At 70.8% G+C, this 25,626-nt stretch carries 27 protein-coding genes; 14 read left to right on the top strand and 13 right to left on the bottom strand.

The window, feature by feature from the left end:
- Positions 1-48: 48 nt before the first annotated feature.
- The 7 genes from AB0P25_RS10545 (at position 49) to AB0P25_RS10515 (ending at position 8,000) form a co-directional block, all read left to right on the top strand.
- Entirely contained in the window at positions 49-1,380 is a 1,332-nt protein-coding gene (locus tag AB0P25_RS10545) for an extracellular solute-binding protein (RefSeq protein WP_363807165.1), read from the top strand.
- Positions 1,381-1,456: 76 nt separating this feature from the next.
- Complete coding sequence (locus tag AB0P25_RS10540; RefSeq protein ID WP_363807164.1) at positions 1,457-3,619, top strand: alpha-galactosidase; 2,163 nt, start codon at positions 1,457-1,459, stop codon at positions 3,617-3,619.
- Positions 3,620-3,673: 54 nt separating this feature from the next.
- Positions 3,674-4,114 carry a MerR family transcriptional regulator gene (locus tag AB0P25_RS10535; RefSeq protein WP_363807163.1) on the top strand — a complete coding sequence of 147 codons (441 nt, stop codon included), beginning with the start codon at positions 3,674-3,676 and terminating at the stop codon, positions 4,112-4,114.
- Positions 4,111-5,112 (top strand): NAD-dependent epimerase/dehydratase family protein, encoded by a 1,002-nt coding sequence (locus AB0P25_RS10530; RefSeq protein ID WP_363807162.1) that lies wholly within the window; start codon positions 4,111-4,113, stop codon positions 5,110-5,112. Before AB0P25_RS10535 ends, AB0P25_RS10530 begins: the two co-directional genes overlap by 4 nt.
- A gap of 85 nt (positions 5,113-5,197) precedes the next feature.
- Positions 5,198-6,469 carry an AAA family ATPase gene (locus tag AB0P25_RS10525; protein WP_363807160.1) on the top strand — a complete coding sequence of 424 codons (1,272 nt, stop codon included), beginning with the start codon at positions 5,198-5,200 and terminating at the stop codon, positions 6,467-6,469.
- Between the two features lie 102 nt (positions 6,470-6,571).
- Positions 6,572-7,423 carry an alpha/beta hydrolase gene (locus tag AB0P25_RS10520; protein ID WP_363807159.1) on the top strand — a complete coding sequence of 284 codons (852 nt, stop codon included), beginning with the start codon at positions 6,572-6,574 and terminating at the stop codon, positions 7,421-7,423.
- A gap of 7 nt (positions 7,424-7,430) precedes the next feature.
- Complete coding sequence (locus tag AB0P25_RS10515) at positions 7,431-8,000, top strand: hypothetical protein (RefSeq protein WP_363807157.1); 570 nt, start codon at positions 7,431-7,433, stop codon at positions 7,998-8,000.
- On the opposite strand, the gene AB0P25_RS10510 is transcribed toward AB0P25_RS10515, so the two are convergent.
- From AB0P25_RS10510 to AB0P25_RS10495, 4 genes are all read right to left on the bottom strand, one after another.
- Positions 7,997-8,761 carry a hypothetical protein gene (locus AB0P25_RS10510; RefSeq protein WP_363807155.1) on the bottom strand — a complete coding sequence of 255 codons (765 nt, stop codon included), beginning with the start codon at positions 8,759-8,761 and terminating at the stop codon, positions 7,997-7,999. The genes AB0P25_RS10515 and AB0P25_RS10510 overlap by 4 nt on opposite strands.
- A gap of 7 nt (positions 8,762-8,768) precedes the next feature.
- The gene (locus tag AB0P25_RS10505) at positions 8,769-9,335 is read right to left on the bottom strand and encodes a GNAT family N-acetyltransferase (RefSeq protein ID WP_363807153.1); all 567 of its coding nucleotides are present in this window, start codon (positions 9,333-9,335) and stop codon (positions 8,769-8,771) included.
- A 37-nt stretch (positions 9,336-9,372) separates the two neighbouring features.
- Positions 9,373-10,374, bottom strand: a complete 1,002-nt coding sequence (locus AB0P25_RS10500; RefSeq protein ID WP_363807152.1) for a tellurite resistance/C4-dicarboxylate transporter family protein — start codon at positions 10,372-10,374, stop codon at positions 9,373-9,375.
- Between the two features lie 73 nt (positions 10,375-10,447).
- Positions 10,448-11,737 (bottom strand): DUF445 domain-containing protein, encoded by a 1,290-nt coding sequence (locus AB0P25_RS10495; RefSeq protein WP_363807150.1) that lies wholly within the window; start codon positions 11,735-11,737, stop codon positions 10,448-10,450.
- Between AB0P25_RS10495 and AB0P25_RS10490 the strand changes: the two genes are divergently transcribed.
- The 4 genes from AB0P25_RS10490 to AB0P25_RS10475 all read left to right on the top strand — a co-directional run bounded on the left by AB0P25_RS10490 (position 11,736) and on the right by AB0P25_RS10475 (position 13,876).
- The gene (locus AB0P25_RS10490; protein ID WP_363807149.1) at positions 11,736-12,002 is read left to right on the top strand and encodes a LapA family protein; all 267 of its coding nucleotides are present in this window, start codon (positions 11,736-11,738) and stop codon (positions 12,000-12,002) included. The genes AB0P25_RS10495 and AB0P25_RS10490 overlap by 2 nt on opposite strands.
- A 114-nt stretch (positions 12,003-12,116) precedes the next feature.
- A complete protein-coding gene (locus AB0P25_RS10485; protein ID WP_363807148.1) occupies positions 12,117-13,211 on the top strand; it encodes an acyl-CoA desaturase in 1,095 nt (364 codons plus the stop codon).
- 68 nt (positions 13,212-13,279) lie between these two features.
- Positions 13,280-13,426, top strand: coding sequence for a hypothetical protein (locus AB0P25_RS10480; protein WP_363807147.1), 147 nt, complete (start codon positions 13,280-13,282; stop codon positions 13,424-13,426).
- Between the two features lie 93 nt (positions 13,427-13,519).
- Positions 13,520-13,876: an ATP-dependent DNA ligase gene (locus tag AB0P25_RS10475; RefSeq protein WP_363807145.1), complete on the top strand. Its 357-nt coding sequence runs from the start codon at positions 13,520-13,522 to the stop codon at positions 13,874-13,876.
- Here the strand turns inward: AB0P25_RS10475 and AB0P25_RS10470 are convergent.
- Complete coding sequence (locus AB0P25_RS10470) at positions 13,873-14,409, bottom strand: GNAT family protein (protein ID WP_363807144.1); 537 nt, start codon at positions 14,407-14,409, stop codon at positions 13,873-13,875. The two genes, AB0P25_RS10475 and AB0P25_RS10470, sit on opposite strands and share 4 nt — an antisense overlap.
- Positions 14,410-14,419: 10 nt before the next feature.
- On the bottom strand, positions 14,420-15,013 hold the full coding sequence (locus tag AB0P25_RS10465) for a TetR/AcrR family transcriptional regulator (RefSeq protein WP_363807141.1): 594 nt from the start codon (positions 15,011-15,013) through the stop codon (positions 14,420-14,422).
- A 59-nt stretch (positions 15,014-15,072) separates the two neighbouring features.
- Between AB0P25_RS10465 and AB0P25_RS10460 the strand changes: the two genes are divergently transcribed.
- The 3 genes from AB0P25_RS10460 (at position 15,073) to AB0P25_RS10450 (ending at position 17,282) form a co-directional block, all read left to right on the top strand.
- Positions 15,073-15,522 carry an SRPBCC domain-containing protein gene (locus AB0P25_RS10460; RefSeq protein ID WP_363807140.1) on the top strand — a complete coding sequence of 150 codons (450 nt, stop codon included), beginning with the start codon at positions 15,073-15,075 and terminating at the stop codon, positions 15,520-15,522.
- A 123-nt stretch (positions 15,523-15,645) separates the two neighbouring features.
- Positions 15,646-16,116, top strand: a complete 471-nt coding sequence (locus AB0P25_RS10455; protein WP_363807138.1) for a hypothetical protein — start codon at positions 15,646-15,648, stop codon at positions 16,114-16,116.
- Positions 16,113-17,282, top strand: a complete 1,170-nt coding sequence (locus tag AB0P25_RS10450) for a zinc-dependent alcohol dehydrogenase (protein ID WP_363807137.1) — start codon at positions 16,113-16,115, stop codon at positions 17,280-17,282. The genes AB0P25_RS10455 and AB0P25_RS10450 overlap by 4 nt, the downstream gene beginning before the upstream one ends.
- 3 nt (positions 17,283-17,285) lie before the next feature.
- Here AB0P25_RS10450 and AB0P25_RS10445 read toward each other — a convergent pair whose 3' ends face one another.
- The 7 genes from AB0P25_RS10445 to AB0P25_RS10415 all read right to left on the bottom strand — a co-directional run bounded on the left by AB0P25_RS10445 (position 17,286) and on the right by AB0P25_RS10415 (position 25,472).
- Positions 17,286-18,311, bottom strand: a complete 1,026-nt coding sequence (locus AB0P25_RS10445; RefSeq protein ID WP_363807134.1) for a LacI family DNA-binding transcriptional regulator — start codon at positions 18,309-18,311, stop codon at positions 17,286-17,288.
- Positions 18,312-18,380: 69 nt separating this feature from the next.
- On the bottom strand, positions 18,381-19,097 hold the full coding sequence (locus AB0P25_RS10440) for a gluconate 2-dehydrogenase subunit 3 family protein (RefSeq protein WP_363807133.1): 717 nt from the start codon (positions 19,095-19,097) through the stop codon (positions 18,381-18,383).
- A 35-nt stretch (positions 19,098-19,132) separates the two neighbouring features.
- Positions 19,133-20,782: a GMC family oxidoreductase gene (locus AB0P25_RS10435; RefSeq protein WP_363807132.1), complete on the bottom strand. Its 1,650-nt coding sequence runs from the start codon at positions 20,780-20,782 to the stop codon at positions 19,133-19,135.
- Positions 20,783-20,824: 42 nt separating this feature from the next.
- Entirely contained in the window at positions 20,825-21,766 is a 942-nt protein-coding gene (locus AB0P25_RS10430; protein ID WP_363807130.1) for an aldo/keto reductase, read from the bottom strand.
- Positions 21,767-21,798: 32 nt separating this feature from the next.
- Positions 21,799-22,788, bottom strand: a complete 990-nt coding sequence (locus AB0P25_RS10425; RefSeq protein ID WP_363807129.1) for a LacI family DNA-binding transcriptional regulator — start codon at positions 22,786-22,788, stop codon at positions 21,799-21,801.
- Positions 22,789-22,843: 55 nt separating this feature from the next.
- Positions 22,844-23,911 carry an ABC transporter permease gene (locus AB0P25_RS10420; protein WP_363807128.1) on the bottom strand — a complete coding sequence of 356 codons (1,068 nt, stop codon included), beginning with the start codon at positions 23,909-23,911 and terminating at the stop codon, positions 22,844-22,846.
- A 52-nt stretch (positions 23,912-23,963) separates the two neighbouring features.
- A complete protein-coding gene (locus AB0P25_RS10415; RefSeq protein ID WP_363807126.1) occupies positions 23,964-25,472 on the bottom strand; it encodes a sugar ABC transporter ATP-binding protein in 1,509 nt (502 codons plus the stop codon).
- Positions 25,473-25,626: the final 154 nt, after the last annotated feature.

Genomic DNA, 25,626 nt, shown 5'->3' with positions numbered 1-25,626 from the left:
AGCTCCCGGCATCGAAGCCGGGTGGATCACACCGAGAGAAGGATCACAATGCGATACCCGAAGAGAATCGCCGCCATCGCCGCCCTCGCGGTGAGCGCGACGGTCGCCCTGGCCGGCTGCTCCTCGTCGTCGTCGGGTTCCGGCGACACCGCGGCCGCCTGCGCCCCCACCAAGGGCAAGGTCACGCTCGACTTCACCACCTGGGTGCCCGGCATGGCCGACGTCGTGAAGCTCTGGAACGACAAGAACCCCGACATCCAGGTCAAGGTGCAGGAAGGCCCGAACGGCAACAACGGCACCTACAAGAACTTCTTCAACGAGGTCAAGGCGGGCAACGCCCCCGACCTCGGCCAGGTCGAGTACGACGCCCTCCCGAACTTCCGGGTCCAGAACGCGCTCGAAGACCTCAGCGCCTGCTCCGCGGTCGTCAAGGCGAAGAGCGACTTCGTCGACTGGACCTGGAACCAGGTCTCCCTGGGCTCCGACAAGAGCGTCTACGGCATCCCGCAGGACTCCGGCCCCATGGCGCTGTTCTACCGCAAGGACCTCTTCGAGAAGAACGGCATCGCCGTCCCGAAGACGTGGGACGAGTACAAGGAGGCCGCGAAGAAGATCCGCGCGCTCGGCGGGTACATCACCAACTTCTCGCAGACCGACATCAACCAGTTCGCCGGCTTCGTCTGGCAGGCCGGCGGCCAGTGGTTCGCCAACGACGGCAAGGACTGGACGGTGGACCTGACCAGCAGCGACTCCACCAAGGTCGCCGACTACTGGAACGGCCTGATCAAGGACGGCCTCGTCTCCACCGTCCCGGCGTGGACCGACGAGTGGAACAACGCCTACAACTCGGGCCAGGCCTGGACCTGGAACTCCGCCGTCTGGGGAGCCAACTCCATCTCGTCCGGGGCCCCGGACACCGCGGGCGACTGGGCCGTCGCGCCGTCGCCGCAGTGGTCGGCGGGCGACGACGCGGCCGGCAACTGGGGCGGCAGCTCGGTGGTCGCGTTCACCGGCTCGAAGCACCTCTACGAGGCGACCAAGTTCGCCCTCTGGCTGAACACCTCCGATGAGGCGCTCACCGCGCTGAACAAGGCGGCCAACCTGTACCCGGCGACCAAGAAGGGACTCGAGCTCCCCGCGCTGCAGCAGGGCGTCGACTTCTACGGCGGCCAGAAGATCTACGACGTGTTCGCCAAGGCGTCGTCGCAGGTGAAGCCGGACTTCACCTGGGGTCCGACCATGACCCAGACGTACGCGGATGTCTCCGACGGGTTCAAGAGCGCGGTCAGCGGCAGCGGCACGCTCACGGACGCGCTGAAGTCGGCCCAGGAGTCGACGATCAAGGCGCTGAAGGCGCAGTCCATCCCCGTGAAGGGCTGATCCGCGCCCGACGGCGACGAAGATGGACGGGGCAGGCGCCGAGCCTGCCCCGTCCGCATGTGAGAAGGAGAACCGCGTGCCCGTGCTGAGCATCCACCTGACAGCCGGCGGCGTGAGCGTGCTGCTCGACGTCGCCGACGACCGGCTGCCCGCCGTCGCCCACTGGGGCGCGGCGCTCGGCGAGCTGGACGCGGCGGACGCGCGCGACCTCGTGACAGCGGGGTCCCGTCCGGTCGTGGCGAACACCCCGGACATCCCGACGCGGCTCTCGCTGCTCCCGGAGCAGCACACCGGCTGGCTGGGCCGCCCCGGGCTCAGCGGCAACCGCGACGACGGCGGCGCGTGGTCGCCCTGGTTCCGGGTCGTGTCCGTCGACGCCGGCTCGGCCGTGGAGCACGACGGCCTCGTCACCGTCCCGGGCGGCGCCGTGCGGATCCTCGCCCGCGATGACGAGGCCGCTCTCGAGATCGCCTTCGACATCGAGCTGACGCCGCAGGGCGTGCTGCGGATCGCAGCGACGCTCACCAACCACGGCGCGACCTACCGGCTCGACGACCTCGCGCTCGCGCTGCCGGTCCCGGCCCGCGCCCGCGAACTGCTCGACTTCGCCGGCCGCTGGGGCAAGGAACGCACCCCGCAGCGCTCGGCGCTGACCGTCGGCGCCCACGTGCGTGAGGGCCGGCGCGGACGCACCGGCGCGGACGCCGCCACGCTGCTCACGGTCGGCGAGCCCGGCTTCGGCTTCGCACGCGGCGAGGTCTGGGGCCTCCACGTCGGCTTCAGCGGCGACCACCGCCATTACGCCGAACGACTCTCCGGCGGCGACCAGGCGGTCGGCGGCGGCGAGCTGCTGCTCCCCGGCGAGATCGTGCTCGCCACCGGCGCGAGCTACCGCACGCCGTGGGTCTACGGCGTCTACGGCGACGGCCTCGACGACCAGGCGGGCCGGCTGCACCGCTGGCTGCGGGCGCGGCCGCAGCATCCCCGTCGCCCGCGGCCCGTCACCCTCAACGTCTGGGAGGCGGTCTACTTCGACCACGACCTGGCGAAGCTCACCGCACTCGCCGACCGCGCCGCCGCGCTCGGCGTCGAACGGTACGTGCTCGACGACGGCTGGTTCCGGCACCGGCGCAACGACCATGCCGGTCTCGGCGACTGGTACGTCGACGAGACGGTGTGGCCCGACGGCCTCACACCGCTGATCGACCACGTGCGCGCCCTCGGGATGGAGTTCGGCCTCTGGTTCGAGCCCGAGATGGTCAACCCCGACTCCGACGTCGCCCGCGCGCATCCCGAGTGGATCATGCAGACCGGCGGCCGGCTCCCCGTGGAGTCGCGGCATCAGCAGGTGCTGAACCTGGGCGTCCCGGAGGCGTACGCGTACGTTCACGACCGGATGGCCGAGATCCTGTCGCACAACGACATCGCCTACATCAAGTGGGACCACAACCGCGATCTGGTGGACGCCGGCAGCCTCCCGTCGGGCCGCCCCGGCGTGCACGCCCAGACCCTCGCCGTGTACCGGCTGATGGACGAGCTGAAGGAGCGCTTCCCCGGCCTCGAGATCGAGTCGTGCAGTTCCGGCGGCGCCCGCGTCGACCTCGGGGTCATCGAGCGCACCGACCGCGTCTGGGTGTCCGACTGCATCGACCCGCTGGAGCGTCAGGGCACGATGCTCTGGACGCAGCAGCTCCTCCCGCCGGAACTGCTCGGCGCGCACATCGCCTCCGGCCGCTCGCACACCACGCACCGCGTCCACTCCCTCGCGTTCCGAGCGGCGAGCGCGCTGTTCGGCCATCTCGGGATCGAGTGGGATCTGACAGGGGCGTCCGACGCCGAGCTGGAGCAGCTGCGCGAGTGGATCGCATTCCACACCGCTAACCGCGACGTGCTGCACGGCGGCGAGCTGGTCCGGATGGACGAGGTCGACCCGTCTCTGCAGATCAGCGGGGTCGTGGCGCCCGACCGGGGCCGCGCGCTGTTCGCGCTGGCCTACGTGGCGCGCTCCGACGTGGCGCCGATCGGCCGCGTCACCCTGCGCGGGCTGGACGCCGACCGCCGCTACCGCATCCGCCTCCTGCCGCTGGGCGCGCCCCGCGGGGAAGGCGCGGCGCCCGCCTGGGCCGCCGACCCGGACGGGGTCGTGCTGACCGGTGCCGCGCTCGCGCGGGCAGGCGTGATGTCGCCGGTGTCGTATCCCGACACGGTGTGGCTGGTGGAGGCGACCGCGGTCGACTGACCGTGATGCTCCCCCGCTTGACTTCAAGCGCTTGAGGTCTGTTCTGATGGGGACATGAGCACGCTGACCATCCAGGACGTCTCCCGCCAGAGCGGGCTGAGCGAGCCGACGCTGCGCTACTACGAGGAGGTCGGGCTGCTCGGCCCGATCGCCCGCGACGAGCGCAGCGGCCACCGCCGGTACGCCGAAGGCGACCTCGACTCCGCGCAGGTGCTCGCCTGCCTGCGCGCCATGGGCGTCGGCATCGAGGACATGCGCACCTACCAGGCGAACCGCCGGCGAGGTCGCGCGGCGGCGGGCGACCAGCGGGACATCCTCCTGCGCCATGCCGAGCGCGTCGAGGAGCAGATCGCGACGCTCCGCGTCCACCTCGACTACCTGCGGGTGAAGTCCCAGTTGTGGGACGCCCGCGACAAGGCCGATGACGCGGCCGAGGCGCGTGCGAACGCCGAACTCCGATCCATCCTTCCCCGACTCGAGGAGACCTTCCGATGACCACCACCGACACCCCGACCGTCCTCGTCACGGGAGGCAACGGCTACCTCGGCACCCGGCTCGCGGCCGACCTGCTCGCCGGCGGCGCCGCGGTCCGCACAACCGTGCGTTCGCTCGACCGGGCCGACGAGGTCCGCGCCGCCGTACGCCGCGCCGGGGCGGATGACGCCGCCCTGTCGTTCGCAGCGGCGTCCCTCACCGACGACGAAGGATGGGCGGACGCGCTCGCGGGCATCGAGGAGGTGCACCACACCGCGTCTCCGATGATCCTCGGGACCACCCCCGACGAGGTGGTCGTCCCCGCGCGCGACGGCGCACTGCGCGTGCTCCGCGCGGCCCGCGACGCAGGTGCGCGCCGGGTTGTGCTGACCTCGTCGTTCGCCGCCGTCGGATACTCGCCGAAGCCGGTGCGCGAGTACGACGAGAGCGACTGGACCGACCCGGCCACTCCGGGACTGCCCGCGTACCCGCTGTCGAAGGCGGTGGCCGAGCGCGCCGCGTGGGACTTCGTCGAGCGGGAGGGGGCGGGCCTCGAACTCGTGACCCTCAACCCCACGTGGATCGCGGGCCCGACGCTCACCGCATCCGTTCGCTCCTCCCTCTCGGTCTTCACCGGGATGCTGGACGGCACGATGACGGCGGTTCCGCGGCAGCGCTTCGGGATGGCGGACGTGCGCGACGTCGCCACGGCGCACCGCGCCGCGATGTCCACGCCCGCGGCCGCCGGCAACCGCTACCTGCTCCTCGCCGACGGCCCGACCATGACGTTCCTCGACGTCGCGAACGTGCTGCGCGAACGCCTCGGCGAGCTCGCCGCGCGGGTTCCCACGGAGGAGCTGCCCGGCGACGAGCCGGCCGCGCTGATCATCCACAACGAGAAGGCGAAGGCCGAGCTCGGGCTGCGGCCGCGGCGCGCGGTCGACACGATCGTCGAGACGGCGGAGAGCCTGCGGGACCTCGGCCTGCTCTCCGGAACGGCCAGTCTGTCAAGACCCTGAGCATCCCTGGACGCGCCTCCCGGACCGGTCTACCGTCTGTCGTCGGTCTATGCCGTCTCGTTGCATGGCCCGCGGAAGGAAGCACGTGTCCCTTGATCTGTCCCCGTCGCCCCAGCTCAGCGCCCGGTTCTCGCCCGACGCGACCGGGGAGCTGATCGTCGACGGCGTGCCCGAGACCTTCGCCGCAGAGAGCACCGAGCGCCTGCGCGAGGCGGTGCTCGGCCGCGTCGGCGAGATCGCCGCCTCCGCCGGCCGGCCCGTCCGCCTCACCGTCTCGGACGAGGAGGGCGACTGGCTGCTCGCTGTCCACCCGGACGGCAGCATCGGCGACGAGGAGGCGCTGTCCGTCTCCTACGGCGCCGAGCACGGCCCCGTCTCCTCGCGCCTGGCCACGACCCGCGAGATCCCCACGACCGAGGCGACCACGCGCGAGGCGCCGTCGCGGGAGTCCTTCCTCTACGTGGAGCGGCCGCGTCCTGACCGCGCCAAGCAGGGGTTCCGCGGGGCGCTCGCCCGCGCCGGGATGCCCCTCTCCCCCTCGGCCGCCGAGCTCCGGGAGCGGGCGGAGCTGGATGCGGTGAGCCGCCACTGGGCCGGCCCCCGCACGATCGCGATCGTCAACGGCAAGGGCGGTGCGAACAAGACGCCGACCACGGCCCTCCTGTCGGCCGTCTTCGCGCGCAACGGCGGCTCCGGGGTCCTCGCCTGGGACAACAACGAGACCCGTGGGACGCTCGGCTGGCGCACCGAGAAGGACGACCACGACGCGACCGTGCAGTCGCTTCTCCCCGCCACGGATTCGCTGATGTCGGCCGGCGCCCGCACCGCCGATATCGGGCACTTCGTGCACCACCAGAACGCCGACAAGTACGACGTGCTGCGCTCGAACCCGACGATGCTCGCCACCGAGCAGCGGATCTCGAGCGAGGACTTCGATCGCCTGCACACCGTGGCCACCAAGTTCTACCGGCTGGTGATCATCGACAGCGGCAACGACGAGTCGGCCGAGCGCTGGCTCCGGATGATCGACCACACGGACCAGCTCGTCATCGCGACCACCGCGCTCGGCGAGCACGCGGAGGCCGGCGCGCTCCTCCTCGAGGCGCTGCTGCAGCGGGATGCGCACTCGGCACGGCTCGCGCGCGAGGCCGTGGTGATCGTGTCCCAGTCCGAGCGGACGGGGCCAGCGTCCGACGTGCGCCGGGTCGCCCGAGGCTTCGAACCGCTCGCCCGCAGCGCGGTCACCATCCCGTTCGACCCGGAGATGCACGGCGGCCGTCTGTCGTTCGAGTCACTGGCGCCGCGCACCCGACGGGCCTGGCTGCACGCGGCGGCGGCGGTGGCCGAGGGACTGTAGCGGCTGGATCTTGTGCGGCGCCCCCGCCGCGCAGCAGACTTCGTCGCGTACGCTGCCGCTCCGCGCAGCGACCCGGTTCCTCACACCCGAAGGAGTCGCACCATGCCCCTCACCTCCGCCGAACGCGACGAGATCGACGCCGCCAACGCCACGGGGCGGACGCCCGTGGTCTTCGTCCACGGCCTGTGGCTGCTGTCGAGCAGCTGGCAGCCCTGGCGCTCCCTCTTCGAGGAGCAGGGCTTCGCGACCATCGCGCCGGGCTGGCCCGACGACCCGGAGACGGTGGAGCAGGCCAAGTCCGACCCCGACGTCTTCGCCGGCAAGATGGTCCGTCAGGTCACCGACCACTATGCCGAGGCGATCGACGCGCTCGACCAGGCGCCGGTCGTGATCGGCCACAGCTTCGGCGGACTGATCGCCCAGACGCTCGCGGGCGAGTCGAAGAACGCGGTCACCGTGGCGATCGACGCGGCGCAGTTCAAGGGCGTCACAGCGCTCCCGCCGTCGGCGCTCAAGGCCGGTGCGCCCGCCCTGCTGAAGTTCAACCACTCCAAGCACGGCGTCACCCTCACCTACGAGCAGTTCGCGTACGGCTGGACCAACGCCCTCTCCGACGAGGAGGGACGCGCGCTGTACGAGAAGTTCCACGTCCCTGCCTCCGGCGTGCCGATCTTCCAGGCGGCCACGGCCAACTTCAACCCGTTCGCCGAGACCAAGGTGGTCACCGACAACCACGATCGGGGGCCGCTGCTCCTCATCGCCGGCGCCGAGGACCACACGGTGCCGCAGTCCGTCGTCGAGAACGAGTACCGCATCCAGCAGAAGAACCCCGGCGTGACCGAGCTGGTCGTCATCCCGAACCGCGGCCACTCGCTCATCATCGACTCGGGATGGCGCGAGGTCGCCGACGAGGCCCTGGAGTTCGTGCAGCGGCACGCGGCGGCGGCCGCCTAGCGACCCCATGCCGCGCGCGTGGTGGGCGCGGGCCGTCATCGGAGCGGTGTGCGGCCTGGCCTGGGCCTGTGCACTGCGCGCCTACATGGAGCAGCTTGCGGGATTCTCGTCCCGGTTCGAGTGGATGGGGACCTTCTTCTCGGTGCTGCTGCCCGGCGTCCTCATCGGCGCTGTCCTCGGGGCCGCGTCGGCGCTGGGGCCCGACCACCGGGCCCTTCTGCGGTGGGCGGCCGCGTCGCCCTTCCTGTTCGCGGTTTTCGTGTTCGTGCTGCCCGGCACGCTGCTCACCTTCCTGACCACCGGTCTCGGAGGCGGCGCGCTGGGCGTTCCGCTGGCAGCGCTGGCGGGCGGGTACGCGCTCGGCGGTCGGCGGCTGTGGCTGCGGATCCTCGCCGCCGTGGCGGCCCTCCTCCTGCTGGTCGGCCTGGCGCTGACGGTCCCGCTCGTCGGCGGCCTTCCGCTCACGACACCGCAGGGCGCCTGGGCGGCTCTGCTCGTCGTCTCGCTTCTACTCGTCGCGATGCTCGCCGCGTCGATCCCCTTCGCCCGGCAGCGCCGAGAGGAGCGGCGCATCTAGGCGATCGCCTCGTGCAGGAAGGCCGTCGCCAGCTCCTCCGCCTCCGCCCGCTGCGTGACCCCGCTGGGGCGCCACCGCCGGTACAGCGCGACGGACGCACGAAGCGCCTCGGCCGCCTCGCTCCTGTCGTACCCGGCGACCGTCGCTCGCAGCGCCACCGCGTCCTCGGGTGCGATCGACTCCAGCCGCCGGACGCCGCGCGGCTCGGCGCCCGCGCGCACCGACGCCAGCGGGCCGAGCACCAGAGAGCGGAGCGCGGCCAGCGTGTCGAGCGCTTCGAAGAGCTCGCCGCGGGCCAGCTTGGTCGCGCCGTAGTGGACCCACACCCAGAAGCGGTCCTCGATCCACTGGGCGTCGAACGCCGGTTCGAGCACGGGAGGCGGAAGCGCGAGCACCTCGTCCGCTCCGTACAGCGGGTGGAGACGGCCCACCACCCGAGCGAACTGCGACTCCGGCAGGAAGGTGAAGTCGACGTGGAGCACCGGCGGCCCGACGAGTGTGACGATGAGGCGCGGCTCCCCCACATGCTCACCGGTGAACCCGACGGCCAGGTCCGTCCACGAGGCGATGAGGGCGAGCCGGTCCGCCATGACAGCGGCGTGCTGCTCGTCCGGGACGGCGAGCACGAGGTCGACGTCCGAGAACGCGTCGGGCGAGCCGTGCGCGAGCGAGCCGGAGAGGGCGACGGCGGTCACCCGCTCCTCGGCGGCGATGCGCGGCACGACGCGGTCCAGGAACTCCTGCTGCCGCAGAGGGATCATGCCCGCCTCAACCCAGCTCGCGCCGCATGATCCAGCGGACGCCGCCGCCGGAGTGCGCGTCGGTGGCCTGCAGCCGGTGGAAGCCGTGTCGCTCGAACAGGTCGACAGTGCCCACGTAGCCGCTGATCACGTCCACGCGGTCTCCCCCGGTGTCGACGGGATAGCCCTCGACCAGCGCCGCCCCGTTCGCGCGCGCATGCTCGACCGCGCCGTCGAGGAGGTCGTGCATCAGCCCGCGCTTCCGGAAGCCGCCGCGCACGACGAAGCAGACGATCGACCACGGGTCGCGATCCTCGTCGACGTGCGGGATGGTGCGGGAGTTCATGAGGCGGCGGTACGTCGACTTCGGCGCCACGCTGCACCAGCCGGCGACCTCGCCGTCCGCGTACACCAGCACGCCCGGGCCGGGCTGCGTCTCGCACTCGTGCTGCATGTAGGCGACGCGCTCGGGCATGCCGAGCCGTGCATCCCGATACGACATGCACACGCATCCGCCGCCGCCCGGCTTCCGCGGCACCATGAACGTCGCGAAGTCGTCGAAGCGGCCCGTCGCGGGCAGAACCTCGATGCTCATGGGCCGAGCGTAGCGGGGACGGCCGACGCCGCGCCCGTCAGCGGGCGGTGGGCCGCGCGAGCGCCACCACCCCGAGCACGGCCACGACGATCCACGCCAGCCCGCTCACCCACAGCGCGACCTGCCCGATCGTGTTCAGAAGGTGGGATGCGGTCGCCCGGGCCAGCGCCTGGGTGGCGACGGTGTACATCCCGAGCGGGAACACCACCGCCCAGAGCGGCGCCTCGTAGCGCAGCGGCTCCCGCTTCACGAACCGCTTCCACACCCCGGCGATGACCAGGAAGGGGACGCACCACGTCCCGAACCCCCACAGCAGCAGGGCCATCCCGGTGATGAACGGCCGCACCGCCAGCAGCTCGGGCAGGAGCCCGAGGCGCGCAGCGGCGAGCGCCGAGATCGCCGCGGCGCCCATCACCACCCACGCCGTCGGTTCGACCGCCGCTTCAATTCCGCGCCGCCCGAACAGCCGGGCGGTCAGCAGCCCGGCGATCAGGAGGTACAGCACGACGCCCGCGCCCCAGAGGGCGATGCCGACGATCCCGGCGCCGAGCGTCGTCACGATGATGGCGAGCGCCTGCGTGGCGACCACCCAGAGCATCCAGGACCCGTCGACCGCTCGGGTCACGGGCTCGTTGGCGTCCGAGCTCAGCACGAGCAGCGGCATCATCCCGTACGTGATGAGCAGCCAGAGCGGGATCGCGACGATGGCGGCGACGGTGGCCACCCACGGGATGCCGAGGATCGCGAACAGCGCCGCGAGCACACCGAGGGCGGCGACGACGGTGAAGAAGCCGAACCCGCGCGCGGGTGCACGCAGATCCGCCGCGACCCGGTCGGGTGCGGTGATCGCGCGCACGATGAGCAGGACGGCCAGTATCAGGAAGCCGACCGTCCCGACCGCCGCCATCACCACGCCGACCGCTCGAAGGCCGGCCGTCGTGAAGGCGGTGCCGACGATCCCGGTCGCCATCACGAAGGCGAAGGCGTTCGGCGGCAGCGTGCGGACGGGGTTGCCGATGCGGGACGGGACGGTGCTCATGCTCCCGGTGTAACCGCGTGCCGAAGCGGGCTCGATCCCTTGAACCGCGGGCATCTTGGTGCGATGTGCGCGCTCAGAACAGCGCGGACACGCCCGTCGCCATGCTGTAGATCGCGAGCCCGGCGAGCGCGCCGACGACCGTGCCGTTGATCCGGATGAACTGCAGGTCGCGGCCGACCTGCGTCTCGATCTTCTCGGTCGTCTCGGACGGGTCCCACGACTGCACGGTCTCGGTGATGACGTGCGCGATGTCGCTCCGGTAGCTGGTCACCAGGTGCAGTGCTGCGCCGGTCAGCCGGGCGTTGAGCGACGCCCGCAGCTCGTCGTCCGCCCGGATACGGCGTGCCACGTCCACGACGAACGCCTCCGCGCGGCGCCGCAGCTCGCCGTCCTCGTCGGCGAGCGCGTCGAGCGCCGCGGCGCGCGCCGCCTGCCAGGTGGAGGCGGCCAGCTCGCGGATGCGCGGGTCGTCGAAGGCACGTCCCTTCGCCGCCTCGAGCCGTTCGATGGTCGCAGGGTCGTGCTGCAGCCGGTCGGCGAGCTGGGCGAGGTATTCGTCGAGCGAGCGGCGGAGGCGGTGATCGGGGTCGTCCCGCACGCTCCGGACCAGCCGCCGCGCCTCCGCGTGGAGCCGATCGTCGATCGCGCGGTCCACGAACGACGGCAGCCACGACGGCAGCCGGCGGGACACGACCGCTCCGAACGCTTCGGGATTCGCCGCGAGCCATTCGTCCAGCCGGTCCAGGAGGAGGTCGACCGCCTCCCGATGGCCGCCCGAACTCAGCACCCGCTCGCCGAGCCGGCCGAGGGGCGTTCCCCAGAGCGGGGCGACCACGTGCCTGCGGACGACCGCCTCCATCGCCTCGCGCATCCGTTCGTCGTCCACCAGGCCGGCGAGCCCGGTCACCCCGTGGAACGACTCGGCCACCACCCGCCGGGCGTTCCCCGGCTCGGCGAGCCAGTCGGCGGCGGCGCCGGCCAGGTCGATGGTGCCCAGCTTGCCGGCGACGACCTCGTCCGAGAGGAAATTCGTCTCGACGAACGCGCCCAGCGTCGCGCCGATCTCGTCCTTGCGGTTCGGGATGATCGCCGTGTGCGGGATGCGCAGCCCCAGCGGATACCGGAACAGCGCGGTCACGGCGAACCAGTCGGCGAGCGCGCCCACCATGGCGCCCTCGGCCGCCGCTCGCACGAACCCCAACCAGGGATAGCGGTCCTGCAACGCGAACGACACGGCGAAGACGACGGCGGCCACCACCAGCAGGCTCGTCGCGAGCGTCTTCATCCGCCGCAGGGCGAGCTTCCGTTCGGCGTCGGTCGGGAGGATGGTCACGGTGGGCACGGTACGCCATACTGACCGCATGAGCGGCACGCGCACCCGGGACACCGCCGGCGAGAACCGGTTCGTCGCGTTCCTGAAACGCAAGTGGCTCGCCATCGTGCTGGTCGTGCTGCTGGTCGTCGTGGCGATCCAGAACGGGGTCGGCGGCGACCGGGCGACCATCTTCGTGCTGTGGACGCAGGTGCAGATGCCCACCTGGCTGCTGGTCCTGATCGTCTTCGCCATCGGCGTGATCACCGGCTGGGTGCTGGCCCGCAACCGCGCGGCGCGGAAGGCCCGGCGCTGATCCGGCGAACCCGGACGGACCGACGAACACCCAGCTAGCGCGTCTACGCTGGCGTCATCTCGGGCATCCGCCCACATCCTCGGCTGGGAAGTCGTCGCACCAGCGGAGGACGGCATGACCGCATCCACCCTCGGCCCCGTCCTGCGGACCAGGCCTCGCACCGGCGATCGACCGGCGGTGACCAGCACGTACAACGAACTGCTCGGACGCGTCCGCGGCGAAGGACTCCTCGAACGGCGTCGCGGCTTCTACATCGGCGTGTTCGCCGCCCTCACGGCAGGTCTCGGCGGCGCGGTCGCCGGTTTCGTCCTGCTGGGCGACTCCTGGTTCCAGCTGCTGATCGCCGCCGCGCTGGGCCTCATCTTCACCCAGTTCGCGTTCCTCGGCCACGAGGCGTCGCACCGGCAGGTCTTCGCCTCCGGCCCCGTCAACGACCGTGCCGGGCGGCTCATCGCGACCTGGCTGGTCGGCATGAGCTACCAGTGGTGGATGACGAAGCACACGCGGCACCACGCCAACCCCAACACCGAGGGCAAAGACCCCGACATCGCGTTCGACACCATCTCGTTCACCGAGCAGGACGCCGCCCGCCAGCGGGGTCTCCTCGCCGTCATCACGCGGAGGCAGGGCTACCTCTTCTTCCCGCTGCTCCTGCTCGAGGGCGTCAACCTCCACGTCACGTCCGTCCGCTCGCTGCTGACGCGGGGAACCGTCGAGCGCCGCAGCGCCGAGCTGGTCGCGATCGGCCTGCGGCTCTCCGTCTACGTCGCCGTGGTGTTCCTGATGCTCCCCGTCGGCATGGCGTTCGCGTTCCTCGGGGTGCAGCTCGCCGTGTTCGGCGTCTACATGGGCGCCTCGTTCGCGCCCAACCACAAGGGGATGCCGCTGCTGCCGGCCGGGTCGCGCGTCGACTTCCTCAACAAGCAGGTGCTGACCTCCCGCAACATCCGCGGCGGACGCGGGATGAGCCTCCTGATGGGCGGCCTGAACCACCAGATCGAGCACCACCTGTTCCCGAGCATGCCCCGGCCCGCCCTCCGCCGGGCGCGAGAACTGGTGCGGGAGCACTGCGCGGCGCACGACATCCCGTACACCGAGACCGGGCTGGTGAACTCGTACCGGATCGTCATCCGCTACCTGAACCGGGTCGGACTCGCCGCACGCGACCCGTTCGACTGCCCCGCCGCGCACCGCTTCCGCCGTGCGTGAGACGCCCCCACCGGCTTCCATGCGTGTCAAGCGGATGCGGTCCGACGATCGAAGAGGACTGTGAGGGGATGAATGTCCCGGTCTACGTCGTCGTGATCCCGCACGAGATCACGCCCGTCGTGGTCGGCGTGTTCTTCGAGCTGGCCGAGGCCGAGGCGGTGGCCGAGGCGGCCTCCGACTTCACCGTGATCGACACCTCCCTCCTCCACGCCTGACAGTCCCCTCCATCGAATGGACAAAGCCACCCGGGTGCGGGCAGACTCGAAGGACACCCTCCGGTAGACGTGAAGCTTCGATTGGCACGATCTTTGCCCCCTTCCGGACCGATCCAGGAGGGCAACATCATGGGCTTCCTCAGCTACGAGAACCACGAATTCCCCATCGACGACCGCACGCTCGCGCACCTGCACGTCGTCATCATCAACAAGCTCCGCCACGGTCAGAGCTTCGCCCTGTCCTGGAAGGACACCCCGTCGGTCGGCGGAGGCCGCACCAGCGTGTGGATCAGCCCGACGAGCAACCTCGTCTTCCACTTCGACGGCTCACGCACGCCGGCGCTGAACCGCGCGTGGCTGACGCAGCTCTCCGAGTCGGCGGACAGCTCACGTGGCCTGGTCGTCGCCCGCGAAGAGGACGCCATCGCCGCCTTGCAGCCGGCGTCCTAGCCGGCGCTGCGCGCGCGCCACTCCGAGCGCAGCAGACCCATCACCACGATGTCCTCATACCGCCCGCGGACCCACGCGTGTTCGCGCTGGCGCCCCTCCACGATGAAACCGGCCTTCTCGTAGGCACGGATCGCCGCCAGATTGGAGGCGATCGCCTGCAGGTGGACGCGGCGGAGGTTGCAGCGCACGAAGGCGAACTCGACGATGCGCTCGATCGCGGCCGTGCCGATCCCCCTCCCCCGGGCTTCGGGCAGGAGGGCGATCCCGACCTCGGCGTGACGCGCGAGGTCGTCGAACGAGAACAGGGAGACGCTTCCGACCGCTTCGCCGTCGACCTCGACCACGAAGCTCACGCCCTTGTCGGGGCCGCCGTCGAGCTGCTGGAGGCGCGCCTCGTAGGCCGCGCGCGTCAGCGGCGCGGGCATGGACGGGGTCCGCTCGTCCCAGGTGCTGAGGTCGGCGGCGATCGCGTAGAGCGCGTCGAGGTCCGCCTCGGTGCGCGGCCGGAGGGTGACGTCGATCGGACCTGGCATACACCGAACCCTATCGAGGCCGGGCGGCGACCAGGTCGTCGGTCAGGATGCGCGCGGCGCGGCGGGCCGCGGAAATGATCGCGGCGTCGTCCGCGGTCGTCGCGGCCGCAGCCTGCACGGCGGCGTTGATCGACAGCAGGGCCATGCGGAGCACGACCCGGTCCTCCGGCTCCCCGGACGGCAGCAGAGCGCCCAGCTCGTCCGCGAGCCGGGCCAGTCCCGAGGCGACGCGGGGCGCCTCGCCGTCGCGCGTCAGGCCGGCCAGCAGGAGCGGGTTCGCCGCCAGGAACCGGATGCCCTGCAACTTCTCCGCGGTGAACGAGTCCACCCAGCGGGAGACCGCGGCGGGGACGAGATCGGACGACGCCGGCTGATCGCGGACCCACGCCAGCAGCTCCTCCGCCTCGTCTCCGCGCTGATCGAGGAGGGATTGGACGATCGCCTCCTTGCCGTCGAAGTAGTAGTACAGCGACGCCTTGTTGATCCCGAGCTCGTCGGCGATCTGCCGCAGCGACGTGGCTTCGTAACCCTGCTCGGTGAACAAGCGCAGAGCCACCTGCTGCGCCAGCTCCCGGGTGCGTCCGCCGCGGCGTCGAGTCTCCATGTCGCAAGTCTACCTACCGCGGGGTAGATAAACTACCTACCGTTAGGTAGATTACCGCCATGACCGAATACACCATCGTCCGCGAGTACCCCTACCCGATCGAAGAGGTCTGGGCGGTGCTGACCGACCCCGAACAGGTCGCCCGATGGACCACCACGGGCCAGGGAGGCAGGCCCGAGGGCTTCGCCGCCGTGCCCGGCACCCGCTTCCGCTTCGTGGGCAAGCCGACCATGGGCTGGGCCGGCGTCGTCTACTGCGAGGTGATCGCGGTGGATGCGCCCCGCTCGCTGCACTACACGTGGAAGGGCGACGAAGACACCGACGACCTCACCGACGTCACGTACCTCCTCGAAGAGACACCGGAGGGGACCCGCTTCACCTGGCACCACACCGGATTCACCGGCGTCGGGGGCTACGCGATGTCGAAGCTGCTCGGCAACGTACGCAAGAAGATGCTGACCGAGGGCGTGCCTCCCGTCCTCGAGTCGTACCACCGGGCGTTGCACTAGAGCTCGCATTATCCGCTCGGGATCCCGCATGTGAACCCCTGGGAGCGTTTCCCGCCCGCTTCTACCGTGCAGAGATCGGGAGGAGAGGGCGGGTCGACCGTCCTCACGATCGGAGGAGCGGAAATGGGTGCGAAGACGGCGGTCGCCGCCGGTGTGGTCGGAGTGGCCGCGGCGGGGCTCGTGGCGAGGGAGCTCGTCAAGAAGAAGCAGGAGAACGACGGCGACGGACGCCATCCCGAGGGGTGGAAGGCGGTGACCATCCTCGGTGATCAGGCGGATTTCGCGCAGGGCGGCTACCCCGCGCCGCTCGAGCGGCTGCGGGAGGTGCTGGAGGTGCGGCTCGCGACGGCGCCGGGCGACAAGGGGTTCGAGGTGCACGCCCGGCTGCGGGCGGACGCCGACCCGAAGCCGGTGATCGGCGACGACGACCCGGAGCAGGCATTGCGGGCGGCGCTGCGCGACGCGAAGCAGCTGTACGAGACCGGCGAGATCCTGCGCGCGACACCGCGGCCGCACGGCAAGCGGAAGGCGACGCTGTTCGGAGCCGCCGTCGACAAGGCCGAGGACGAGGCGAAGGGCGAGGGTGTGCTGTGAAGGCTCTGTGCTGGACCGGAGTGAACGAGCTCGCGGTCGAGAAGGTCGACGACCCCTCCATCCTGAACGCGCAGGACATCATCGTGCGCGTCCGGCTGTCCACGACCTGCGGGTCCGACCTGCACCTGCTCGGCGGCTACGTGCCGACCATGCGGGCCGGGGATGTGCTGGGCCACGAGTTCCTGGGCGAGGTCGTCGAGACCGGCTCCGCCGTCACGAAGCACAAGGTCGGCGACCGCGTCGTCGTGTGCTCGTTCATCAGCTGCGGAAAGTGCTGGTACTGCCGGCACGAGCTGTACTCGCTGTGCGACAACGGCAATCCCAACGCGGGGATCCCCGAGATGTTGTGGGGGCAGGCGCCGGGCGGATGCTACGGCTACTCGCACGCGCTCGGCGGCTGGGCGGGAAGTCATGCCGAGTACATCCGCGTGCCGTACGCCGACCAGGGGGCCTTCTCCGTCCCCGAGGGGGTCAGCGACCAGCGTGCGCTGTTCGCCTCCGACGCCGCCCCCACCGGGTGGATGGGGGCCGACCTCGGCGGCGTGAAGCCCGGTGACACGGTCGCGGTGTGGGGCGCGGGCGGGGTCGGGCAGATGGGCGCACGCGCCTCCCTGCTCCTGGGAGCCGAGCGGGTGATCGTGATCGACCGCTTCCAGGAGCGACTGGCCCAGGTCGAGCAGGTGATCGGCGCCGAGACGATGAACTACGAGACGAGCGAGGTGCTGCCCGAACTGCGCGAGCTGACCGGCGGTCGCGGCCCCGACGTCTGCATCGAGGCGGTCGGGATGGAGGCCCACCACGACGGCCCCGACTTCGCCTACGACCAGCTGAAGCAGCAGCTGCGGCTGCAGACCGACCGGCCCACGGCCGTCCGGGAGGCGATCTTCGCGGCACGGAAGGGCGGGAGCGTCTTCGTGCTCGGCGTCTTCGGCGGGTTCGTCGACAAGTTCCCGCTGGGTCCCATCATGAACAAGGGCCTGACGCTGCGGTCCGCGCAGCAGCACGGACACCGCTACATCCCGATGCTGCTCGAGCGGATGGCGCGCGACGAGCTGGTCACCGAGCACCTGGCCACCCACATCCTCCCGCTCGACCAGGGCCCGGAGGGCTACGGGATGTTCAAGGAGAAGAAGGACGGCTGCGTCCGGGCGGTGTTCCAGCCCTAGGGATCAGCGCGCAGGGGCGCCCGTGCTGTCCCGCACCTTCAGCTCCGGCTGGATGAGCGGGATGGTCGCGGGCGTCTCGCCGCGCAGGGCGCCGAGCACGCTCTCCACCGCCCGACGCCCGACCTCAGTGAAGTCGAGCCGGACGGTCGTCAGCGCGGGCTGGAAGTAGGCCGACTCGTCGCGGTCGTCGAAGCCGACCACGCTGACGTCGCCGGGGACGCTGATGCCGCGGTCGTGCAGGGCCTTGATGACGCCGAGCGCCATCACGTCGTTGATGGCCAGCACGGCCGTGATGGATCGGTCCTCGGCGATCGCGAGACCGGCGCGGTAGCCCGATTCCGGCGACCAGTCGTCCGACTCGAACACCGCCGGGACGGGACGGCCGGCGAGAGCCAGCTCCGTCTGCCACCCGCGCTGACGTGCCTCGGAGGCCATCCATCCCGCAGGGCCCCCGACGAAGTGCACGGTCCGGTGCCCGAGGTCGAGCAGGTGCCGGGTCGCGAGCTGAGCGCCCAGGGTCTCGTCGATGGAGATCGTGGCAGGCCCGGCGGGCGAGCCCTGCTCGAAACGCACCACCGGCACGTCGGCGTCCAGCCGCTGCAGCACCTCCGTCGCCGCCGTCATGGGCGCCAGCACGACGATGGCGTCCACGCCGCCGTCCACGAGCGCGTCGAGCCCCGCCCGGATGCTGTCCTGGTCGACCTCCGCGACGCTGACGAGGCTCGTGGAGTAGCCGTTCCGGCGCGCCTCCTCGGCGATGCCGAACAGCGCGAGCGCGGGACCATGGACCGAGAGCGCGTAGCTCAGCACGCCCAGGTTCATCGAGCGGCTGGTCGCGAGCGCCCGCGCCGCCGAGTTGCGGCGGTAGCGCAGCTGCGACATGGCCGCCTCGACCCGGTCGCGGATCTCGGGAGAGACGTTGCTGTGGCCGTTGACCACACGCGAGACCGTCTGCTGCGACACTCCCGCGAGCCGGGCCACATCGACCATGCGCGCCGCACGCGGCGCACCGGCTCTCGTCTCCGTCATCCCCCAATTATGGCCGGGACCGGCCGGGCGCCCGTCAGCGCCCGGCCGGTCCCGTGATGAGCCGGCGGCTCAGCGGTTGCCGTAGCGCAGCACCGCGGGGTGCTGCTCGTACGGCCACTCGGCCTCCGGGATCATGTACTCGAGCGTCGTGTAGCTGCCGTCCATGGTCGCGGCCAGCGATGGCGGCCCGGGGAAGCCGATCACACGCCAGCCGACGCGGTTGTCGTTCCCGCCGTAGACGGGGTCGCCGTAGAAGCCCTGCCGGGTGTTCAGCACGAGGAGCGGGAAGAACTCGAGGAAGTCCTCGTTGACCGGCTGGTTGCCCGCCGGCGCTCCTCCGCTGCCCTGGCCGTCCGACTCGGCGAACACGAACTTCGCCGGCTTCTCCTTCTTCGAGATGATCTCGAGCACCGTGTCCTGCTGGTCGTCGTCCAGGTCGACGAAGTCGGCGCCGAACTTCTCGGCGGCGATCCCGTCGAGCTCGACGATCCCCTCGCGGTAGAACGTCTGGCGGCTCTCGATGCGCTCCTGCCAGGCCTTCTCCTCAAGCCCCTCCATGCGGAGGAAGCCCTTGCCGTCAGCCGCGGGGAAGACGAACTGCGTCCCCGCCAGCATCCGGTCGATGAACCGGACCACTCCCGCCTCCCGGGCTCCCGGATGGTGGTCCGTCGGAATGATGCGCGCAGTGGCGGCCTCGACAGTCGCCCACTCGTGCTCCGTGAAGAACAGCGGCCCATCCGTGTCTCTCGTCGAGATCGGTGCGGTGACCCATTCTGCCTGTCCCATTGTCTTCGTCGTCTCCTCTGCAGGTCCCGTGGATGTCAGTCGGTCCAGCCGTGGCGGTCCACGGCGATGATCCGGTCGGCGCAACGCCAGGCGTTCGCCATGATGGTGAGCGCCGGGTTGATGCCCGTCGCGGTCGGGAAGAAGCTGGCGTCGAACACGTAGAGGTTCGGCACCTCGTGCGAACGGCACCACTTGTCGACGACCGAGGTCGCCGGGTCGTTGCCCATGCGGGCCGTGCCGAGCTCGTGCGAGGTGTTGCCGGTGATGCGCTCCATGTTGACCGGGACGACCTTCGACGCGCCTGCGGCCTCCAGGATCTCGCCGTTCTTCTTGACCTGCCACTTCTCCTGCGCGAAGTCGTTCGCGTGCGGGGTGTGGGTGATGCGGGCGACGGGCAGGCCCCAGGCGTCCTTCACGGTCGGGTCCAGGTCCACGCGGTTGGACTCGACGGGGAGGTCGTGGAGCAGGATCCCGATCTTCATGCTGTAGTTGAAGAGGTCGCGGTCGGCGTCCTTGGCGGCCTGTCCCCACGTCGGACGACCCGGGAAGCTCCAGTTGACGGGGTGACCCAGCATCGACGGGAAGATGAGCGAGCCGAGGATGTGTCCTCGCGACTCGTCCGTCTCGTAGAAGTCGAACGAGCACAGGTTCATGTAGTGGCCCGACCAGCCGTAGAGCGGGTCGTGCAGCTCCTTGTCGAAGAGCCCCACCGAGAACGAGTACTGGTGGAAGGTGGCGTTCTTGCCGACCTGGCCGCTGCCGTTGCCGAGCCCGTCCGGGAACAGGGCGGACTTGGACATGAGGAGCAGGCGCGGGGTCTCGATGCCGCCGCCGCAGACGATGACGGCCTTGGCGTTCTGCACGAACTCGTTGCCGTTCTCGTCCTGGTACCGCACGCCGGTCGCCTTGCCGGTCTTGTCCACCAGGATCTCGCTGACGTAGCAGTCCGACCGCAGGTCGTACAGACCGGTGTTGATGGCGTCCGGGATGAAGCTGATCAGCGTCGACGACTTGCCGTTGCCCGGGTCCGGGTACTGCTGCCAGAACCCGTTCTCGCTGAACGGCTTGCGGCCGCGGTAGGGCTCGGTCACCATGCCCTGCGGCATCGGGAACGTGCTGTGGCCCATCTTGTTCATCGCGGTCGCGAACTTGCGGCCGATCTGGCTGAGCGGCGCCGGCTTGGTCGGGTAGTCGCGGCTGCGACGGCCCTCCCAGCGGTTCGCGCCGCCGAGGCCGGAGGTGCCGAACTCCCACTCGACCCGCGTGTAGTACGGCTCGAGGTCGTCGTAGCTGATCGGCCAGTCGACCAGGCTCGCGCCCTCGACGTCGCCGTGCAGCGAGCGGAGGCGGAAGTCGTTCTCCGTCATCCGGGGCACCATGCCGCCCCAGTGCGTGGTGCCGCCGCCGACGACCTGGGGGGTCGCGGAGAAGTTGGTGATGACGGCTTCCTCGCCGTCGTTCTGGCGGTACGTGCGCGGCTTGAGCTTCGGGTCCTGCCAGATGAAGTTGCGGTTCAGGAACTTGAGCTCGTCACCCGAGGCATGCTCGGGCTTCAGCCACGGGCCCCGCTCGAGGCCGACGACGCGGAGGCCCGCCTCGGTGAGCACCTTGGCCGCGGTCGCCCCGCCGGCGCCGGCGCCGACGATCACGACGTCGACCGGCTCGGGGTTCTTGAGGGTGGTCATTGTCTGTCCTTCCTTGTGACGTTCTGTTGGGGGATGCGTCGCCTAGGCGAGCACCCCGGCACGGCCCAGGCGCGCGATCGGGAGCAGTTCGTCCCACAGCGCCTCGGGGATGTCGAACTCGGCGAGCTCCACCGTCTGGGCGACCCTCTTCGGTTCGGACATGCCGACGATCGTGGAGGTGACGCGCGGATCGCGCAGCGAGAACTGGAGGGCCGCTGCGGCGAGGGGGACGCCGTGCTCGGCGCACAGCGCCTCCATCCGGCGCACGCGGTCCAGCACCTCGTCGGCGACGGGGGCGTAGCAGTAGGTGGGGACGGCGTCCGGGCCCTTCACGAGCATCCCGCCGCCGAACGGCGCGGCGTTCACGAAGGCCACGCCGCGCGCCTGCGCGTCGTCGAGCAGCGGCTCGGCCGACTGGTCGACCAGCGTGAAGCGGTTGTGGCTGATCACGGCGTCGAACGCCTCGGTCGCCAGGTACTGCAGCTCGAGGTCGATCGGGCCGCCGGCGACGCCGAGGTGCCCGATGACGCCCTGGTCCCGGAGGTCGATCAGCGCCTCGAGCGGACCGCCGGGGGCGACACCCTCCTCGAAGCTGATCTTCTCGGGGTCGTGGAGGTAGACGAGGGGGAGGTGGTCGAGGCCCAGGCGCTCGAGGCTCTCCTCGACCGAGCGGCGCACGCGGTCTCCGGAGAAGTCGGTGGTGCCCGGGATCGGGTCCACCTTGGTCGCCACCAGGTAGCCCTCCGGCACTCCGCCGTTCTCGCGGATGGCCTGGCCGATGCGCTTCTCGCTGTCGCCGCCTCCGTACTCATTGGAGGTGTCGATGAAGGTGAACGGCCCGTCGAAGACGCGACGGATGGTCGCGACGGCCGTCTCGGTGTCCACTTCGTAGCCGTACTGCGCCGGGAAGCTGCCGAGGGCGCTGGTGCCGACGCAGACGTCGGAGACGGTGAGCCCGGTGCGTCCGAGTTGTTTGGTGGTCATTGCGCTTCGCTTTCTGTCGGGGGTTCGGTGGTTCACGTGGTGCGTGAGGGTGGCGCGGTGCTCTGCCGCACGATGAGCGTCGGACTCACCCGCGGGAGGGGGTCGGCCTCGCCGCCGCGCATCAGGTGCAGGATGCGGTCGACCGCCAGGCGCCCGACCTCTTCGAAGTCGAGGCGGACCGTGGTGAGGGCCGGCCGGTAGTACTGGGATTCGGGGACGTCGTCGAAGCCGACGACGCTGACGTCCTCCGGCACCCGGAGGCCGGCGTCGGCGAGCGCCTTGACCACGCCGAGCGCCATCTGGTCGTTGGCGACGAACACGGCCGTGATCCTCGGGTTTCCGGCGATCTCGCATCCGGCGGCGTAGCCCGAACGCGTCGACCAGTCGCCGGTGAAAGCGCGGTTGGTCACGCGGCCCGCCGCCGCCAGGGTCTTCGCCCAGCCGCGGAGCCGGGCGTCGCTGCCCAGCCAGCCGCTGGGGCCGGCGACCTGCCAGACCGTCTCGTGGCCGAGGTCCAGCAGGTGCCGGGTGGCCAGCTCGGCCCCGGCGACCTCGTCGGTCGCGACGCTCCGCGTGCCCTCTGCGGCTCCGGGCTCGAACACGACCAGCGGCACGCCGGCGTCGAGTCCGGTGATGGCTTCGAGAGCCGCCTGCACCGGAGCCAGGACGACGATCCCGTCGACCGAGTCCTCGACCAGATGTTCGAGGGCGGCCTTCATCCCCGCCCGGTCCACGTCGCCGAGGGTGACGAGGTTGGTGGCGTAGCCGGCCTTCCTCGCCTCGTCGGCGATCCCGCTGAGGGCGACGGACGGACCGTACTGGGCGAGGCCGAAGCTCACGATCCCGATGTTCATGGTCCGGCCGTTGGCCAGGGCCCGTGCGGCCGGGTTGCGCCGGTAGCGCAGCTGCTGGATGGCCGTCTCGACGCGGTCCCGGACGTCCGGTGCCACGTTGGGGCTCCCGTTCACGACCCGGGAGACGGTCTGCTGGGAGACCCCGGCGAGCCGTGCGACATCGATCATCCTGGCACCGCGAGTCGTCGACTGCTTCTCGTTGCTCGAAGGTGCCGACACCGGATCAGCTCGCAGCCCGCGCGGTCCGGCGACCGAAGTGCGACCGGAAGAATCCGGAGATCCTCTGGACGCCTCCCGCGGAGGAGAGGAAGACGGCGATGACGATCACGGCGCCCTTGATGACCAGCTGCGGCTCCGAGGAGATGCCGACGAGGTTCATGACGTTGATGATCGTGGCGAGCACGAACACGCCGATGACCGCGCTGATCGGGTCGCCCTTGCCGCCCATGAGGGACGCGCCGCCGACCACGACCGCTGCGATCGCATCCAGCTCGTAGCCGACGCCGATGAGCGAGCTGCCCTGGCGCAGCTGGGCGGCCGCGATCAGGCCGGCCAGGCCCGCGAGGAGGCCGGACATCGTGTACGTGATGATGAGGTTGCGGGCGACGGGGAGGCCGGAGAGCCGCGCGGCCTCCGGGTTGCCGCCGATCGCGTACAGCGACCGGCCGAAGGTGGTGAACTTGGCCACGAGGGCGGCGAGGATCATCACGACGAGGAAGATCATCACGGGGTTCTGCAGCCCGAGGCTGGTCCCGCGGGCGAACAGGTCGATGAACGTCTGGTCCGTGATCTGGATGAGGCTGGTCGACTGGATGATGTAGCTGAAGCCCTTCACCGCGCTCATCATCGCCAGGGTCGCGATGAACGGCGGGATGCGCAGCCACACGACGAGGAGGCCGTTGATCAGCCCGGCGATGCCGCAGCAGAACAGCGTGAAGGCCACCGAGATCCCCGTCGGCATGCCCGCCTGGAGGGTGAGGGCGACGATCACGGTCGACATCGCCAGGATGGAGCCGACCGACAGGTCGATGCCGCCGGTGAGGATCACGAAGAACTGCCCGACCGCCAGCACCGCCACGATGGAGGCCGCCGCGATCACGTTCTCCGCGTTCCGAAGCGTCAGGAAGTCGGCCGAGACGTAGTAGCCGATCACGATGATCACGACGAGGACGAGCAGCAGGTAGCTCTTCGGGAGGAGTCGCTTGGCGACACCGCCCCACGTCGATCGGGGCTGGGCGGCCGGGGACGTTCCGGTGGACGTCGCCGGCTCTGGGAGGGTCTTGTTCGACATTGTCTTTCCCGTCGTTGGGTCTTCGTCAGTGGGTGTTCTGCAGGGAGGCGGCTCAGGCCAGAAGCTGGAGGATCCGCTGCCCCTGCGGGTCGATCTCGTCGTGATCGAACTCGGCGACCACGCGGCCGCGCGCCATGACCAGCACGCGGTCGCACATCATCGCCTCGGAGATCTCGGAGCTCGCGATGACCACGGTCCCGCCCGACCGGGCGAAGTCGCGGATCAGCTCGTACATGTCCTCCTTGGCGCCGACGTCGACCCCGCGGGTCGGCTCGTCGCAGATGAGGAGGCGCGAGGAGCGGACCAGCCAGCGGGCGAGGATGCCCTTCTGCTGCGTCCCGCCGCTCAGGGTCTTCATCGGCTGGTTGACGCTGGAGACCTTCATCCCGAGCTTCGTCACCATGTCCTGCGCCGCGCGCTTCTCGCGCTTGCCGTCGATCACGGAGAGCCGGCTGAACATGGGCATGCTCGCGAGCGTGATGTTGCCCGCGACGCCCATGTCCGGGATGAATCCCTGGGCCTTGCGGTCCTGCGGCAGCAGGCCGATCCCCCGGCGGATGGCGTCGCGCGGCGACGCGAAGTCGACCGGCTTGTCGTCCATCAGCAGGGCGCCCTCGGTCTTCTTGCGGGCGCCGGCGAGCAGGCTGGCGAGCTCCGACTGGCCGGAGCCGATGAGGCCGGCGATGCCCAGCACCTCGCCCTGGTACAGGTCGAAGTCGATGTCGGCGACACGTTCGTCCTCGCCGAGGCCGCGCGCCGAGAGGAGGACCTTCTCGGTCCGCCCCGCGCCGAGCCGGGGGCTGCGCTCACCGCGCAGGGCCGCATCCGCGATCGAGCCCTCGAGGCTCTTGCCGACCATGGCCGTGACCACGTCGGCCGGTTTCGAGTCGACGGTCTGCAGATTGGCCGCGGTGACGCCGTCGCGCAGGACGGTGACCGCGTCGCAGAGGCTGTAGAGCTCGTCCATGCGGTGGGAGATGTAGAGGAGCGTGACGCCCTCGGCCGCGAGGCGGCGCAGCACCGTGAACAGCCGCTCGACATCCGGGAGGGGCAGGGTGGAGGTGGGCTCGTCGAGCAGCAGGATGCGCGCATCCTTGTGGAGCGCCTTGGCGAGCTCGACGGCCTGCTGTTCGGCCACCGAGAAGGAGGAGACCGGCAGACGCACGTCGAGATCGAAGCCGACCCGCGCGAGGGCTTCCCTCGCCTGCGCCTGCATGGCGCTCCAGTCGACGGCCCCGCGCTTCTTCGGGAGCGTGCCGAGGAAGATGTTCTCAGCCACCGACAGGGAGGGCACGAGGCTCAGCTCCTGGTAGATGGTGTGGATGCCGGCGGCCTGCGCGTCGGTCGGCTCCTTGAACCGCATGATCTCGCCGCCCAGGCGGATGGTGCCGCCGTCCGGGGTCTCGGCGCCGGAGAGGATCTTGACGAGCGTCGACTTGCCGGCGCCGTTCTGTCCGGCGAGAGCGTGGATGCTCCCGCGCTTGACCGAGAAGCTGACCCCCTTGAGCGCCTGGACCCCCAGGTAGCCCTTGGTGATGCCCTCGAGCTGAAGCTCGTCCATGTTTCCTCTGCACTTCCTCGTACGTGTGTGGTGGAGCCGGGGGGGGGGGGGGGGGGGCCCCCGGCGGGCCGGGCCCCCCCCGCGGGGGGGCGGGGCGGGGGAAATGTAAGGGTGGAAGACCAGGGGGCGACCCCAGGCAGCGAGCGGGGGGGAG

This window comes from Leifsonia sp. NPDC077715, from assembly GCF_040686855.1.
Lineage (GTDB): Bacteria > Actinomycetota > Actinomycetes > Actinomycetales > Microbacteriaceae > Leifsonia.
This window is presented reverse-complemented; position numbering and strand designations above follow the sequence as displayed.

What these genes read in the sequence shown, in the direction of transcription:
- AB0P25_RS10430 (WP_363807130.1), bottom strand. Translation starts at nt 21,766, where the DNA reads ATGACCACCAAACAACTCGGACGCACCGGGCTCACCGTCTCCGACGTC.
- AB0P25_RS10480 (WP_363807147.1), top strand. Translation starts at nt 13,280, where the DNA reads ATGAATGTCCCGGTCTACGTCGTCGTGATCCCGCACGAGATCACGCCC.
- AB0P25_RS10445 (WP_363807134.1), bottom strand. Translation starts at nt 18,311, where the DNA reads ATGACGGAGACGAGAGCCGGTGCGCCGCGTGCGGCGCGCATGGTCGAT.
- AB0P25_RS10470 (WP_363807144.1), bottom strand. Translation starts at nt 14,409, where the DNA reads ATGCCAGGTCCGATCGACGTCACCCTCCGGCCGCGCACCGAGGCGGAC.
- AB0P25_RS10500 (WP_363807152.1), bottom strand. Translation starts at nt 10,374, where the DNA reads ATGAGCACCGTCCCGTCCCGCATCGGCAACCCCGTCCGCACGCTGCCG.
- AB0P25_RS10440 (WP_363807133.1), bottom strand. Translation starts at nt 19,097, where the DNA reads ATGGGACAGGCAGAATGGGTCACCGCACCGATCTCGACGAGAGACACG.
- AB0P25_RS10510 (WP_363807155.1), bottom strand. Translation starts at nt 8,761, where the DNA reads ATGATCCCTCTGCGGCAGCAGGAGTTCCTGGACCGCGTCGTGCCGCGC.
- AB0P25_RS10425 (WP_363807129.1), bottom strand. Translation starts at nt 22,788, where the DNA reads ATGATCGATGTCGCACGGCTCGCCGGGGTCTCCCAGCAGACCGTCTCC.
- AB0P25_RS10420 (WP_363807128.1), bottom strand. Translation starts at nt 23,911, where the DNA reads ATGTCGAACAAGACCCTCCCAGAGCCGGCGACGTCCACCGGAACGTCC.
- AB0P25_RS10545 (WP_363807165.1), top strand. Translation starts at nt 49, where the DNA reads ATGCGATACCCGAAGAGAATCGCCGCCATCGCCGCCCTCGCGGTGAGC.
- AB0P25_RS10530 (WP_363807162.1), top strand. Translation starts at nt 4,111, where the DNA reads ATGACCACCACCGACACCCCGACCGTCCTCGTCACGGGAGGCAACGGC.
- AB0P25_RS10535 (WP_363807163.1), top strand. Translation starts at nt 3,674, where the DNA reads ATGAGCACGCTGACCATCCAGGACGTCTCCCGCCAGAGCGGGCTGAGC.
- AB0P25_RS10465 (WP_363807141.1), bottom strand. Translation starts at nt 15,013, where the DNA reads ATGGAGACTCGACGCCGCGGCGGACGCACCCGGGAGCTGGCGCAGCAG.
- AB0P25_RS10505 (WP_363807153.1), bottom strand. Translation starts at nt 9,335, where the DNA reads ATGAGCATCGAGGTTCTGCCCGCGACGGGCCGCTTCGACGACTTCGCG.
- AB0P25_RS10485 (WP_363807148.1), top strand. Translation starts at nt 12,117, where the DNA reads ATGACCGCATCCACCCTCGGCCCCGTCCTGCGGACCAGGCCTCGCACC.
- AB0P25_RS10460 (WP_363807140.1), top strand. Translation starts at nt 15,073, where the DNA reads ATGACCGAATACACCATCGTCCGCGAGTACCCCTACCCGATCGAAGAG.
- AB0P25_RS10490 (WP_363807149.1), top strand. Translation starts at nt 11,736, where the DNA reads ATGAGCGGCACGCGCACCCGGGACACCGCCGGCGAGAACCGGTTCGTC.
- AB0P25_RS10495 (WP_363807150.1), bottom strand. Translation starts at nt 11,737, where the DNA reads ATGCGGTCAGTATGGCGTACCGTGCCCACCGTGACCATCCTCCCGACC.
- AB0P25_RS10520 (WP_363807159.1), top strand. Translation starts at nt 6,572, where the DNA reads ATGCCCCTCACCTCCGCCGAACGCGACGAGATCGACGCCGCCAACGCC.
- AB0P25_RS10455 (WP_363807138.1), top strand. Translation starts at nt 15,646, where the DNA reads ATGGGTGCGAAGACGGCGGTCGCCGCCGGTGTGGTCGGAGTGGCCGCG.
- AB0P25_RS10435 (WP_363807132.1), bottom strand. Translation starts at nt 20,782, where the DNA reads ATGACCACCCTCAAGAACCCCGAGCCGGTCGACGTCGTGATCGTCGGC.
- AB0P25_RS10515 (WP_363807157.1), top strand. Translation starts at nt 7,431, where the DNA reads ATGCCGCGCGCGTGGTGGGCGCGGGCCGTCATCGGAGCGGTGTGCGGC.
- AB0P25_RS10415 (WP_363807126.1), bottom strand. Translation starts at nt 25,472, where the DNA reads ATGGACGAGCTTCAGCTCGAGGGCATCACCAAGGGCTACCTGGGGGTC.